This window comes from Dactylosporangium sp. CA-139066 (genome assembly GCF_050936175.1).
GTDB lineage: Bacteria > Actinomycetota > Actinomycetes > Mycobacteriales > Micromonosporaceae > Dactylosporangium.
In genome coordinates this window covers 470,678-484,097 of record NZ_JBNJNH010000001.1, presented here as the reverse complement: position 1 = coordinate 484,097, position 13,420 = coordinate 470,678, and the positions used below count along the sequence as shown (strand labels likewise).

General features: G+C 70.7%; 11 protein-coding genes. All 11 read left to right on the top strand.

The features are described 5' to 3' along the window. Positions 1-150 precede the first annotated feature (150 nt). The 11 genes from ACQEVU_RS02280 (at position 151) to ACQEVU_RS02230 (ending at position 13,381) form a co-directional block, all read left to right on the top strand. Positions 151-1,821, top strand: coding sequence for a GspE/PulE family protein (locus ACQEVU_RS02280; RefSeq protein WP_433319755.1), 1,671 nt, complete (start codon positions 151-153; stop codon positions 1,819-1,821). An 89-nt stretch (positions 1,822-1,910) separates the two neighbouring features. Then, complete coding sequence (locus tag ACQEVU_RS02275) at positions 1,911-3,077, top strand: type IV pilus twitching motility protein PilT (protein ID WP_433319752.1); 1,167 nt, start codon at positions 1,911-1,913, stop codon at positions 3,075-3,077. Between the two features lie 66 nt (positions 3,078-3,143). Then, positions 3,144-4,376 carry a type II secretion system F family protein gene (locus tag ACQEVU_RS02270; protein WP_433319749.1) on the top strand — a complete coding sequence of 411 codons (1,233 nt, stop codon included), beginning with the start codon at positions 3,144-3,146 and terminating at the stop codon, positions 4,374-4,376. 194 nt (positions 4,377-4,570) lie between these two features. Further along, positions 4,571-5,059: a prepilin-type N-terminal cleavage/methylation domain-containing protein gene (locus ACQEVU_RS02265; RefSeq protein ID WP_433319746.1), complete on the top strand. Its 489-nt coding sequence runs from the start codon at positions 4,571-4,573 to the stop codon at positions 5,057-5,059. A gap of 86 nt (positions 5,060-5,145) precedes the next feature. Continuing rightward, a complete protein-coding gene (locus tag ACQEVU_RS02260) occupies positions 5,146-5,958 on the top strand; it encodes a prepilin peptidase (protein WP_433319743.1) in 813 nt (270 codons plus the stop codon). Positions 5,959-6,004: 46 nt separating this feature from the next. Next, positions 6,005-7,030, top strand: a complete 1,026-nt coding sequence (gene pilM, locus ACQEVU_RS02255) for a type IV pilus assembly protein PilM (RefSeq protein ID WP_433319740.1) — start codon at positions 6,005-6,007, stop codon at positions 7,028-7,030. After that, positions 7,027-8,997: a hypothetical protein gene (locus tag ACQEVU_RS02250; RefSeq protein ID WP_433319737.1), complete on the top strand. Its 1,971-nt coding sequence runs from the start codon at positions 7,027-7,029 to the stop codon at positions 8,995-8,997. The genes pilM and ACQEVU_RS02250 overlap by 4 nt, the downstream gene beginning before the upstream one ends. Then, positions 8,997-9,554, top strand: coding sequence for a type 4a pilus biogenesis protein PilO (pilO, locus tag ACQEVU_RS02245; RefSeq protein ID WP_433319734.1), 558 nt, complete (start codon positions 8,997-8,999; stop codon positions 9,552-9,554). The genes ACQEVU_RS02250 and pilO overlap by 1 nt, the downstream gene beginning before the upstream one ends. Positions 9,555-9,558: 4 nt before the next feature. After that, complete coding sequence (locus tag ACQEVU_RS02240) at positions 9,559-11,253, top strand: type IV pilus modification PilV family protein (RefSeq protein ID WP_433319731.1); 1,695 nt, start codon at positions 9,559-9,561, stop codon at positions 11,251-11,253. After that, positions 11,250-11,864 (top strand): hypothetical protein, encoded by a 615-nt coding sequence (locus ACQEVU_RS02235; protein ID WP_433319728.1) that lies wholly within the window; start codon positions 11,250-11,252, stop codon positions 11,862-11,864. The genes ACQEVU_RS02240 and ACQEVU_RS02235 overlap by 4 nt, the downstream gene beginning before the upstream one ends. Continuing rightward, on the top strand, positions 11,861-13,381 hold the full coding sequence (locus ACQEVU_RS02230) for an RICIN domain-containing protein (protein ID WP_433319725.1): 1,521 nt from the start codon (positions 11,861-11,863) through the stop codon (positions 13,379-13,381). The genes ACQEVU_RS02235 and ACQEVU_RS02230 overlap by 4 nt, the downstream gene beginning before the upstream one ends. Positions 13,382-13,420 lie beyond the last annotated feature (39 nt).

The following is a 13,420-nucleotide window of genomic DNA, read 5'->3' as shown; positions in this document are numbered from 1 at the left end:
TCGGGGTTCTTCCACAACGGCAACCGACACAGCGATCGATCCTCACGACGCGGCCGCGACCCGTCAACGAGTGCGCCGCACGCGCCCGGGGTGAAACCCGAAAGTCACCCGGATAGCCGCCGATAAGTCCTCCAGCGACACGGGGGTGAGATGTACCAGACGTTCAGGCCGTTACTGGACGCGCTGAAACAACGCGGGGCAGACGCGCAGGCCGTCGACCGGGCGGCCGAGGAAGCGGAGCGGACCGGCCGGTCGATCCGCGCCGTGCTCATCAACGACCACATCGTCACCGAGGAGCAGCTGACCGAGGCGTCCGCCGACGCGTACGGCATCGCCACGCTCGACCTCGTCGGTTACCCGATCGACCCGGCCGCGGTGACCAAGATCCCGATGGCCCTCGTGCTCAAGCACCGGGTCCTGGGCATCGCCCTCAACGACCACGAGATCACCGTCGGCATCACCGACCCGGGTGACGTCCTCGCCCTGGATGACGTGCGCGCCGCCACGGGTCTCACGGTCCGCCCGGTGGTCGTCGCCCGGTCCGAGCTGCGCAAGATCATCGACCGGCTCAAGCGCGAGGAGAACGACCTCGGCGAGGTCGCCGAGAGCCTCCGCGCCGAGGCGACGCCGGCCGTGTCCAGCCTCACGGCCGTGAGCGAGGACGCGCCCATCGTCCGGTACGTCAACTCGCTGCTCGAGCAGGCCATCGTCAACCGCGCCTCCGACCTGCACCTGGAGCCCGGCGAGCACAGCATGCGCGTGCGCTACCGCATCGACGGCGTGCTGCACGAGGTCGACACGGTGCCCAAGCACGTCCAGTCCGCGCTGATCTCCCGCCTCAAGATCATGTCGAACGTCGACATCACCGAGCGCCGCGTACCGCAGAACGGCCGCATCACGGTGGAGATCAACCAGCGGGTGGTCGACCTGCGCACCGCGACCCTGCCGACGGTGTGGGGCGAGAAGATCGTCCTGCGCGTGCTCGACACCAGCGGCATGGACCTGAAGCTGACCAAGCTCGGCTTCAGCAGGACCAACTACGAGCGCTTCGCCAACTCGTTCAACAAGCCGCACGGCATGCTGCTCGTCACCGGCCCCACCGGCTCGGGCAAGTCCACGACGCTGTACGCGACCCTCGCCGAGATCAGCAAGCCCACGGTCAACATCATCACCGTCGAGGACCCGGTCGAGTACCGGCTGCCGGGCGTCAACCAGGTCCAGGTCGACATGAAGGCGGGCCTGACGTTCGCCGCGGTCCTGCCGGCGATCCTGCGCTCCGACCCCGACGTGGTGCTCATCGGCGAGGTCCGCGACCGCACCACCGCGCAGCTGGCGGTCGAGGCCGCGCTCACCGGCCACCTGGTCCTGTCCACGCTGCACACGAACGACGCCCCCAGCGCCGTCACGCGCCTCGTCGAGATGGGCATCGAGCCCTTCCTCGTCGGCTCGTCGGTCGACTGCGTGCTCGCCCAGCGGCTGGCCCGCCGCCTGTGCGACTGGTGCAAGACGGAGTACCAGCCGACGGAGGCCGAGCTGGCCGGCGCCCGCTGGCCCTTCGACCTGCTCGGCGCCCCGCCGACGCTGTGGCGCCCGGTCGGCTGCCGCTCGTGCGCCAACACCGGCTACCGCGGCCGCATCGCGCTGCACGAGGTCATGCCGGTCTCCCCCGACATCGAGAAGCTCGCGATCGACCGCGCCTCCGCGCACGAGATCCAGGCGGTCGCCCACCGCGAGGGCCTGCTCGACCTGCGCATCGACGGCCTCGCCAAGGCCGCCGAGGGCCAGACGTCGATCCCCGAGGTCGTGCGCGTCGCGGTCTAGCGGCGGCGAAATGCCTCAGATCCGGCGCACGGCCGCCGATGCCGCTCATGAGGTCTTTGTCCGCCGCATCGGTACCGCAAGGAGCCCGCGTGACCACTCAGAGAACCCAGGGCGGCCGGCCGGCCCGGGCCGGTGCCCAGGAGGCGATGGCCGGCACGCTCGCGACCCGGATCACCACCAGCGACGAACGCGCCTCGCTGGACGCGATGCTCGTCTCCCTGGTCCGCGTCGGCGGCTCCGACCTGCACCTGACCGTCGGCGCGCCGCCGACCGTGCGCATCAACGGCGGCCTGCGCTACCTGCCCGGCTACGACGACCTCACGCCCGGCGACACGGAGATGCTGGTGCGCGCCGCGGTGCTCAACGAGGCCCAGTGGCGGCAGTTCATGGAGGTCCAGGAGCTCGACTTCGCCTACGCCATCGAGGGCGTGTCGCGCTTCCGGGTCAACCTCTACAACCAGCGCGGCTCGTACGGCGCCGCCTTCCGCGCCATCCCCCACAACATCAAGCCGCTCGACCAGCTCGGCGTCCCCGAGCAGGTGACCCGCTTCGCCCATCTGCACCGCGGCCTCGTCCTCGTCACCGGCCCGACCGGCTCCGGCAAGACCACGACCCTGGCCGCGATCCTGGACCTGGCCAATCGCACCCGCTCCTCGCACATCGTGACGATCGAGGACCCGATCGAGTTCCTCCACGAGCACAAGCGCTGCCTGGTCAACCAGCGGGAGGTCGGCGCCGACACGCAGTCGTTCGCGCTCGCGCTCAAGCACGCGCTGCGCCAGGACCCCGACATCATCCTCGTCGGCGAGCTGCGCGACCTGGAGACCACGTCGACGGCGCTCACCGCGGCCGAGACCGGCCACCTGGTGCTGGCCACGCTGCACACGCAGAGCGCCGCCCAGACCGTCGACCGGGTCATCGACATCTTCCCGCCGCACCAGCAGCAGCAGATCCGGGCGCAGCTGTCCAACGCGCTGCAGGGCGTGGTCACGCAGGCGCTCGCCCCGCGCGCCGACGGGCAGGGCCGCACGATCATCACCGAGATCATGTTCGCCACGCCGGCGATCCGGAACCTCATCCGCGAGGGCAAGAACCACCAGATCCCGTCGTTCATGCAGTCCAGCGGCAACGACGGGATGCTCTCGTTCGACCAGCACCTCGCCGAGCGCGTCCGCCAGCAGCTCATCACGTACGACGCGGCCCTCGAGCTGTGCCACTCGGCCGAGGAGTTCCGCCGCCTCGCCGGCCGTGTGTAAGCGGGCCGTACGCAAGCCCGCCGCTGGACCAGACCCAGGAGCAGAAGGCGCGAAGGGGTGCCGTGCATGGTTGCCACCAAGACGTACGACTACCGAACGATCGACCACGACGGTAAGCGCACCAAGGGCAAGATCGAGGCGTCGAACGAGCTCGCCGCCGCGCAGCTGCTGCGCCAGCAGGGCCTGACGCCGCTCGCCATCACCAGCGCCGACACGCTGATGCGGCGCGACATCCACGTGCCGGGCCTCGGCCAGCGCACGTCGCTCAAGGACCTGTCGGTGCTGGCCCGGCAGTTCGCCACGATGACGCAGTCGGGCATGTCGCTGCTGCGCTCGCTGGCGGTGCTGGAGGACCAGGCCCCGAAGCCGTCGCTGAAGAAGGCGCTCGGCGAGGTACGGCTGGACATCGAGGGCGGCATGTCGCTCTCCGGCGCCATGGGCAAGCACCCGAAGGTCTTCCCGACCATCATGGTGGCGATGATCCGCGCCGGCGAGACCGGCGGTTTCCTCGACAGCGCGCTGGACCGCATCGCGACGAACTTCGAGAAGGACGCGGCGCTTCGCGGAAAAATCAAGAGCGCGCTCACGTACCCCGTGATCGTCCTCGTCTTCACCCTGGTGATGATCAGCGCCGTCCTGATCTTCATCGTGCCAATCTTCGAGAAGATGTTCAAGCAGCTCGGCGGCGAGCTCCCGCTGCCGACGCGGATCATCGTCACCGCCAGCCACACGCTCTTCTGGCTCGGGCCGGTGCTCATCGTCGCCGGGACCGCCGCCACCGTGGCGTTCCGCCAGATCATGGCGAGCAACCCGCCGGTGCGGCTGTGGTTCGACAAGGTGAAGCTGCGCCTGCCGGTGTTCGGCCCGCTGTTCACGAAGATCGCCCTGAGCCGGTTCTCGCGCAACCTCGGCACGCTGCTCGGCGTCGGCGTGCCGGTGCTGCAGGCCCTCGACGTCGTCGGCGCCACCACCGGCAACACGGTCATCACCAACGCGATGGCCGAACTGCAGCAGGCGGTGCGCGAGGGCCGGCCGATGTCGTCACAACTCGGTCAGCACAAGGTTTTCCCGCCCATGGTGGTGCAGATGGTCGAGGTCGGCGAAGAGAGCGGCCAAATCAGTCAGATGCTCGAAAAGATTGCCGATTTCTACGACCGAGAGGTCGACAGTGCGGCCGAGGCGCTGACCGCGTCCATCGAGCCGATCATGGTGCTCGTCATGGGCGGCGTGGTCGGCGGAATGATCGTCTGCCTGTATCTGCCGATGTTCTCGATCTACCAGAACATTCAAAGCAATTGATGCGAAAAGCAGCCGCAAGCAAGGCAACCGGCCGGCAACGCGGCGGGCAACACGGCCGCTCCGAACGGGCCGGTTACTGAGAACACCACCGCAACACCCACTACCGCAACACCCACCACCGCGAACAACACTGGCGACAGGCAGCGGAGCCTCGCCAATCACACACCCCAGGCAGAGGAGCAGGAGGCTCACCCATGCAAGAGACGCTGCGCAGGATGCAGAAGAAGCGTGCTGCCGGAGACGGCGGTTTCACGCTCGTCGAGCTGCTCGTCGTCGTCGTGATCATCGGCGTGCTCGTCGCGATCGCGGTCCCAATGTACCTGAACTACCGCAAGGGCGCGGCCAACAAGTCGGCGGAGTCCGACGTGCGCGCCGCGGTCAGCGCGATCGAGCAGTTCTACACCGAGAACGACAACACGTACCCGGCGAGCACGACCGCCGACGTCGGCACCAAGCTGGTCTTCGGGACTACGACGAGCGGCACGTCGGGCACGGGCGGTACGCAGCAGACGGCCACCTTGTCGCCGCAGAACACAATGCAGTACAAGAAGTCGGCGACCGGCGACAGCTACAAGGTCTGCGGCTACAACGCCGACGGCAAGGTCTACTACCTCTACGACAGCGCGGCCGGCGGCTCCGTCAAGAAGGCGACGGCGACCGACCTCGCCAACTGCGTCAGCTGATCTGACCGGCATCGCCGCACTGACGGCATCGGGCGGCCCCACCTGATCCGGGGCCGCCCGACACCCCTCCTGGAAAGGACCCCACCATGGCGTTCGTGCTCGTCGTCGTCGGCGTGCTCGGGCTGGCGGTGGGGTCCTTCCTCAACGTGGTCATCCACCGTGTCCCCCGCGGCGAGTCGCTGCTGCGCCCGGCCTCGCACTGTCCACAGTGCACGTCCCCGGTGCGCCCGTGGCACAACGTGCCCGTCGTCGGCTGGCTCGTCCTGCGCGGCCGCTGCGCCGACTGCGCCGCGCCGATCGGCCTCCGGTACCCCCTCGTCGAGCTCGGCACCGCGGCGCTGTTCGCCGCCGTCGCCGCCCGCCTGATCGCCCCCGCGCCCGCCGCGGGCACCGGCGGGTCCGCCTGGCTCTATCTGCCGGCCTGGCTGTACCTCGCCGCGATCGCGGTCGCGCTGGCCCTCATCGACCTCGACGTGCTGCGCCTGCCCGACGCGATCGTCCTGCCCTCCTACGTCGTCGCACCGTTGCTGCTGCTGCCCGGCGTCATCGTCGAGCGGGACTGGCCGGCGGCCCTGCGCGGCGTGCTCGCGATGGCCGCGCTGTGGACCCTCTACTTCCTGTTGTCGCTGTACCGCGGGGGCATGGGCGCGGGCGACGTCAAGCTGGCCGGCGTCCTGGGCCTGTACCTCGGCTGGCTCGGCTGGCCCTCGGTCGCCGTCGGCACGCTCGCCGCCTTCGTCATCGGCGGGGCCGCCGGCCTGGTGCTGATCGCGGCCGGCCGCGCCGGGCGCAGGACGGCGCTGCCGTTCGGCCCGTCGATGCTCGCCGGCGCCCTGATCGCGCTGTTCGCCGCGGCGCCCATCACCGCCTGGTACACCACCCTGCTGGTCCCCGCGTAAAGCCGCGCCCGCCCGCCGCGCGGGCGGCATCTGTTGAAGGAGCACGATGGCCGCTGTCAACCTGATCGGCCTGGACATCGGGACGGTGTCCATCCGCGCGGCGGAGACCAGCAACGGCAAGGACGGCCCGGCCATCAGCAACTTCGGCCACATCCTGCTGCCGCCGGGGGTCGTGCAGAACGGCGCCGTCCAGGACGAGGCCGCCGTCACCGGTGCGCTCAAGCAGCTGTGGTCCACGTTCAAGTTCCGCAGCCGCAAGGTCGCGCTCGGCGTCACCCACCAGCAGGTCGTCGTCCGCGAGACGACCGTGGCCAACCTGCCGGCGAAGGAGATGCGCAAGGCGCTGCCGTTCCAGGTCCGCGACGCGCTGCCGCTGCCGCCGGAGCGCTCGCTCATCGACTTCTACCCGCTGGAGGAGCCCGGCTCGGCCGACACGGTCCGCGGTCTGCTCATCGCCGCCCCGAAGGAGCCGGTGATCGCCGCGATCCGCGCGGTCGAGGCGGCCAAGCTGCACGTGGTCCGCGTCGACCTGGCGTCCTTCGCCCTGCTGCGCGCCGCCTCCCGCCTCGACGAGCACGTCGAGGCCCTCGTCGACATCGGCGCGCACGCCACCAGCGTGGTCGTGCACCACGACGGCGAGCCGCTCATCGTGCGCACCATCCCCCGCGGCGGCAACGAGATCACCAAGACGGTCGCCGACCGCCTGGACATCGCGCTGCAGCAGGCCGAGGACCTCAAGTGCCGCGTCGGCCTGCGCCCCGACGCCGACCCGGCCAGCGCCTCCGCGCTCAAGGACGCGGTGCGCCCGCTGATCAACGAGATCGGCAGCTCGTTCGCGTACCTCACCGCCGGCGGCCGCCAGGCCCGCGTGAGCCGCCTGGCCGTCTCCGGCGGCGGCTCGATGCTGCCCGGCCTGCTCGAGGCGCTGCACAGCCAGCTCGGCGTCGAGGTCATCGCCGTCGACCCGGTGATGCGCGTGCGCGGCCTGCGCCGCGTCCGCGAGGGCAGCCTCGACCAGGTCCGCGCCTCCGCCGCGATCTCGGTGGGCCTGACCCTCGGAGCCGGCGCATGAGCACCCCACAGGACCGCGACGACCAGACCCCGGTGTGGCAGCAGGAGTCCGGCTGGAACGAGCCCGGCTGGAACGAACCCGGCTGGAAGGAACCGGAGCGCCGCCTGACCGGCATCGTCCTGCCGTCCTTCGACGCCCCCGGGACCGACGACCTGGACGAGTTCGAACGCGACCGCCGATCCCGCACGCCCGCCGCGCCCCAGAGCGAGCCCACCCGCGGCACCACAGAGCCCGCCCCCTACAGCACCACACACCCCGACCCCTACATCGACCCACGGTCCGTGGGCTACGACGACCTGAGATACAGCAACCTCGGATACGGCGACGCATACGGTGCCTCCGACCCCCTCGAGCCGGCCGGTCCGCCCGTGCGCGTCGTCCCGTCCGGCCCTCCCCCGGCCTGGCCGCCCCCGGAACCGGATCCCGCCCTCGAGGCCGAGGCCGACGCCCAGCCCCGCCGCGAGTTCCCCCGCTACGTCCACGGCGAGTTCGTCCTGCCCGCCGACGAGTTCCCGTCCCTGCCCGAGCCGTCGACGCACCGCCGATCGCAGGACGACGACTTCGACCCGCTCACCGCGCCGGTCGAGGTCCTCGCCGCGCGGCTGCACGCCCCGCTGCCGGCGACCGCCGAGCTGCGCACGGCCCTGCCGTCCTGGGCGATGCCCCCTTCCGCACCCCCGGAACCGGATCAGTGGCAACGCACCCCGTACGTCGACCTCCCCGCCGACGCGCCCCCTCCCCCGCTCCCCTCCGCGGCCGCCCGCACCCAGACCGCCCAACCGTCCACATCGGACACCTCGCGGCCACTCGACCAGGTCTCCCTGGCGGCACCCGAGGCGGCGCGCATGACCCCAGCGCCCGCTCCGCCGACCGGCCCCAGTCCGACCGGCCCCAGTCCGGCCATCCCCGGTCCGGCCGTCCACGGCCCGGCGGCTCCCGGCCCGGCCACCTGGGCGCCCCAGCCGAGCACCGGACCCGCCACCACCCCGCCGCCGCGCACCTCGCAGCACACGCTGACCGCACCGACGCCCGCGGCTCAATCGTCGAGGGCGGCCGTCGAGGGCGACACCGCCCAACTGCCGGCCGTCCGCCCGGCACCGCCCGCGCACGCGCCGGCCGAGATGTCGACCGCCGAGCTCCTCATGGCCCAGACCAACGCCCAGCCCGCACCGGGCCACCCGGCACTGCCCGACGGCGGGCATCCGGGAGTACCACATCCGGATGATGCCGGCGAGCAGCATGATGCGCGCCGGGCGGGCGGCCGGGAGGGCGCGCCGCACCCGGCGTTCCCGGACGCGACCGCGCGCACCTTCCGCATCCTGCCGATCGCGGCCGACCTCCTCCCGCTCGAGATCGCCGAGACCCGCCACGCCCGGCGGCTGCGCCGGCTCGTCATCTCCGGCGTCGTGGTCGTGGCCGCGCTCGTCGGCGGCTGGTACGGCTACGAGGTCCACCGGCACACCGTCGCCCAGAACGACCTGCAGAGCGTCGTGGACACCCAGCAGGACCTGATCCGCCAGCGGCACCGCAAGTACGACGACCTCATCAGGATCCAGGGCGACTCCGCGAAGATCGACAAGCGGCTCGCGAAGGTCATGGGCCGCGACCTGTCGTGGTCCAGGGTGCTCGCCGACCTGCGCGGCACCGCGGGCAACCACAACGTCAAGATCAACGGGATCACCGCCGCGCTGCTCGAGGAGACCGGCGCGCAGAAGGCGACCGGCGACAACATCGGCACGATCACGGTGACCGGCACGGCGGCGTCGAAGTCGGTCGTGGCCGACTACGTCATCGCGCTGGCGACGCTCAACGGGATCGCCAACCCCTTCCCGAGCGACGTGACGGAGGAGAACAACGGCGTGTCGTTCACGATCCGGATGGACATCACCAGGGCCGCCCTCGGCGGCCGCTTCACCGGCCCGTCGGCGAGCCCGGCCGTGACCGTGAGCCCGAACGGAGGCAAGTGATGCGCAACGACCGCCTCTGGCTGCTCGGCGGCGCCCTGTGCGCGCTCGTCATCGTCGCGTTCGGCTACTACTTCTTCATCCGGCCCGAGCAGAGCGACACCAGGTCGACCACCGAGTCCGCCGACCGGACCCGCGTCGAGATCGCGGCCAAGCGCAAGGAGCTGCAGGATCTCGCCAAGCAGTACGAGCACATCGACGAGTACAGGGCGCAGCTGGCCAAGGACCAGGCCGCGCTGCCGGTCGACGACGCCGCCTCGGCGCTGCTGCGCGAGCTGCAGAACGCGGGCGAGCAGGCCGGCGTCTCGGTCAGCGGCGTCAGCGTCGGCACCGCCGTGGACCTCAACGCGCTGGTCGGCTTCCAGGTGTACGCGATGCCGGTCAGCCTCAGCGTCGTCGGCCCGACGGAGAAGATGAACCCGTTCCTGGACCAGCTGCAGCAGCTGCAGCCCCGCGCCGTGCTCATCAGCAGCGTCAACTTCGCCCCGAGCAGCACGGCGAACCTGGCCCGCTCCAACGTCACCATCAACCTCAACGCGTTCTACGCCCCGCTGACGTGACCCGATGACCAGACCCCTCCCCCCGCAGCCGCAGCCGGCGCCGGACGGCGGCTTCAGCCTCGTCGAGACGCTCACCGCCATCGCCATCATGGGCGTGGTCATGACCGCGCTCACCACCTTCTTCGTGTCGGCCACGAACACGATCAACAAGGAGCGCGGCCTGCAGATGGCCATCCGCCTCGCCCACGACGGCGTCGAGATGGTCCGCTCGATGAACGGCCCGAGCCTCGTCGTCGGCCGCAGCACCATCGACGTCGCCCGCCAGTTCGTCACCGACCACGTGCCCAACCTCGACCTCACCGCGCTGAAGAACACGATGACGCCGGCCGCCGACCCGAAGCTCGGCCTCAACGCGGCCAGCGACAACCCGGTGCTGCCGGTGGTGCCCGAGGTGCTGACCGTCAACGACGCCACGTTCAGGCGGCACTGGTACGTCGGGACCTGCGTCATGGACCCGTCCCTGCGCAACGCCCCGTGCGTGCTGTCGGCGGCGGTCGCCAACCCGCTGTCCTTCTACCGCGTCGTCGTCGCCGTCACGTGGCAGAACTCCCGCGCGTGCACCGGCGGCGAGTGCTCCTACGTCACCGACACGCTCGTCGCCGGGGCCACCACCGACCCGGTCTTCAACCCGAGCGTGACGGTCACCCCGCCGCTGCCGGACAACCCCGGCAACCAGGTCACCGACGTCGGCGTCCCGATCTCGCCACTCACCCTGACCGCGTCCAGCGCCTACCCGCCGATCACGTGGCAGGCCGAGAGCCTGCCGCCGGGCCTGGCCGTCAGCGACGCCGGCGTCATCAGCGGTACCCCGACCGTCGCCAGCACCTACGTCGTGCGCGTCATCGTCAAGGACAACGCCAGCACCAACGACGCCTCGTTCAACTGGGTCGTCAACCCGCTGCCGGCGATCGCCCAGCCCCCGAACCAGACGTGGGACGCCGGCTCCGCGGTGTCGTACACGGTGCCCCTGGCCGGCGGCACCGCCCCGTACACCTGGACCGCGACCGGGCTGCCGTCCGGCCTGACGATCTCGCCGACGACCGGCGTCATCACCGGCACCACGACCGCCACCGGCGCGGCCGCGGCGGCGAACGTCACGGTCAAGGTGACCGACAAGTTCGCCAAGAGCGCGAGCGCGACCTTCAAGTGGTACACCAAGGTCGCCGTGCAGTTCCCGAACGACTCGACCCCGGTCGCGCTGACCAAGGGCTCGGCGTACAGCGGCTCGATCGTCGCGGCCGGCGGCACCGGCTCCTACACGTTCTCCTCGCCCAACCTGCCACCCGGCCTGTCGATGACCGCGGCCGGGCTGGTGACGGGCACGGTGACCGGCGGCACGCGGTACCTCGTGACCCTCGGCGTCACCGACAGCGCCGGCGTCACCAACTCGACGGTCGTGCCGGTCAACGTGACCGTGCCCACCGGCCTGAAGGTCACCGCGCCGACCACCGCGGCGCCGGACAAGACCGGCACGAAGGGCACCGCCATCGCCGCGCAGACGGCGACGGCCGCCAGCGGCAGCCCGCCGTACACGTGGTCGGCGACGAACCTGCCGCCGGGCATCTCGATCGCCACGACCGGCAACAACGGCGTGATGACCGGCACCCCGACGGCGACCGGCTCCTACGTGGTGACGCTGACCGTCACCGACAAGACCGGCGCCATCTCGACGTTCGCGTTCGTCTGGAAGATCTCATGAGCGTCCTCACCTGGATCCGGGCCCGGCTGCGCGGCGACGACCGCGGCGTCACCCTCGCCGAGCTCGCCGTCACCACCGGCATCATGTCGATGGTCATGGCCATCTTCACCACCGGCGTGGTGCAGCTGTTCAAGGCCGGCAACAAGAACGAGCTGGTCGCGATGACCCAGTCGCAGCTCAACAACGCGTTCCTGCGCCTGGACCGCGAGCTGCGCTACGCCGCCGGCTTCGGCCCGATCCACACCGACGTCGCCGGCAACGTGTTCGTGGAGTACATCAACACCGGCACCGCCGACGGCACGCCGCAGTGCGCCCAGCTGGAGCTGTACAAGGCCGGCCAGACGCTGCGCCGGCAGGTGTGGCCGCAGCAGACCGGCGTGAAGCCGGTGAACACGTGGGCCACCCTCGCCTCCCAGGTCAACGTGGCCAAGAGCAGCTTCGAGCTGGTCAAGTCCAGCCGCAGCACGTTCCAGCGGCTGCACGTGGTGCTGGTCGTGCTGACCAACCCGGGCAGCGGCCAGACCGAGGCCACCACCGACCTCACGTTCACCGCGCTGAACAGCAAGTCCGACACGGACCCGAACACCGTCTGCCCGGAGGGAAGGCTGTGAAGAACCTCCTGCGCCGTTTGACCGGCCGGGGCCGCGACGAGGGATCCCTGCCGCTGGCCATGATGCTGACCCTCGTCGGTACCTCCCTGAGCACCCTGATGGTCCCCGTCGTCATCGCGCAGGTGCGCAACACGGCGCAGACCGTCGACCGGGCCCAGGCGCTGCACGCCGCGCAGGCCGGGATCGACGTGGTCCTGGGCAGCCTGCGCTCCTCGGCCGGCTCGATCGCCAACCTGCTGTGCCTGCCGGTCGCCGACCCGCTGCTCGGCGCGGTCGGCGGCGGCCTGCCCGGGCGGTACAGGGTCTCGGTGCAGTACCAGGACGCGACCCGGACCGACCTCGCCTGCCCGACGAAGAACGCGCACCTGGTGTCGGTGCCCGCCTACGCGGTCATCACGGCGACGGGCTCGGACAAGGGCACCGGCGCCCAGCCGTTCGACCCGATCGCCTCGCGCACGCTGACCGCCACGTACGTCTTCCGGTTCACCAACGAGAACATCGAGGGCGGCCTGCTGAAGTTCTACGGAGGCACCTACTGCCTCGACGCGGGCTCCGGCTCGCCGGCGGTCGGCACCAACGTGACCACCCAGCCGTGCAACTCCGGCAGCTCGCGGCAGACGTTCGCGTACACCAAGAACCTGACGCTGCAGCTGGTCTCCTCCAAGACCGCGGCCAACCCGCTGGGCATGTGCCTGGACTCCGGCGCCAACCCGGTGACCGGCACGCTGGTGCAGTTCCAGGTGTGCGCGTCGCCGACGATCCCGTACAACCAGCGCTGGAGCATCAACGACAGCTCCAACTTCCAGAGCACCGCCACCAACGGCACCAGCCTCGGCAGCTTCTGCCTGCACGCCAGGGCCGGCAGCACCACCGGCGCGTTCGTCGAGCTCAACTCCTGCGCCGGCGCCGCGGACAACACGCGCACGTTCGCGCCGGAGGCCTCGGTCGGCGCGGGCGCGGCCGGCCCGCCGTACCAGCTGGTCAACTTCAAGCAGTTCGGCCGCTGCGTCGACGTGACGAACTTCGACACGACGATCGGCTTCCTCATCGTGTGGCCCTGCAAGCAGGCGCCGAACCCGCTCAACGTCGGCTGGAACCAGCGGTACTCGATCCCGGCCACCGTCGACGGCACGGGCCACGCCAGGGGCGTCATCAGCACGTACGACAGCACGAAGACGAACAAGAACTACTGCCTGACCACGGTCGACCCCAACGCGACCCCGCACTTCGTGACGGTCACCCAGTGCCCGGCCGTACCGACCGACGCGACCACGTGGACGGTGGCATACCAGGAGGACACGTACGGCCTCAGCTACGTGATCATGGACTACAAGGGCCGCTGCCTGACCCCGGCGAACCTCGACGACCCCAAGACACCGGCGGCCGACATCTTCAAGGGCAGCACCACGGTCAGCAAGCTGCTGATGGCCGACTGCGACGGCTCGAAGCTGCAGAAGTGGAACGCCCCGGCCAACATCGACAATCCGTCGCCGCTGAAGAACATCGGCGAGAAATAGCGTTCCCGTAAGGGGTCCCCTCGGACGGCCCGCCCGGAA

What these genes read in the sequence shown, in the direction of transcription:
- ACQEVU_RS02280 (WP_433319755.1), top strand. Translation starts at nt 151, where the DNA reads ATGTACCAGACGTTCAGGCCGTTACTGGACGCGCTGAAACAACGCGGG.
- ACQEVU_RS02265 (WP_433319746.1), top strand. Translation starts at nt 4,571, where the DNA reads ATGCAAGAGACGCTGCGCAGGATGCAGAAGAAGCGTGCTGCCGGAGAC.
- pilO (WP_433319734.1), top strand. Translation starts at nt 8,997, where the DNA reads ATGCGCAACGACCGCCTCTGGCTGCTCGGCGGCGCCCTGTGCGCGCTC.
- ACQEVU_RS02250 (WP_433319737.1), top strand. Translation starts at nt 7,027, where the DNA reads ATGAGCACCCCACAGGACCGCGACGACCAGACCCCGGTGTGGCAGCAG.
- ACQEVU_RS02240 (WP_433319731.1), top strand. Translation starts at nt 9,559, where the DNA reads ATGACCAGACCCCTCCCCCCGCAGCCGCAGCCGGCGCCGGACGGCGGC.
- ACQEVU_RS02260 (WP_433319743.1), top strand. Translation starts at nt 5,146, where the DNA reads ATGGCGTTCGTGCTCGTCGTCGTCGGCGTGCTCGGGCTGGCGGTGGGG.
- pilM (WP_433319740.1), top strand. Translation starts at nt 6,005, where the DNA reads ATGGCCGCTGTCAACCTGATCGGCCTGGACATCGGGACGGTGTCCATC.
- ACQEVU_RS02235 (WP_433319728.1), top strand. Translation starts at nt 11,250, where the DNA reads ATGAGCGTCCTCACCTGGATCCGGGCCCGGCTGCGCGGCGACGACCGC.
- ACQEVU_RS02270 (WP_433319749.1), top strand. Translation starts at nt 3,144, where the DNA reads ATGGTTGCCACCAAGACGTACGACTACCGAACGATCGACCACGACGGT.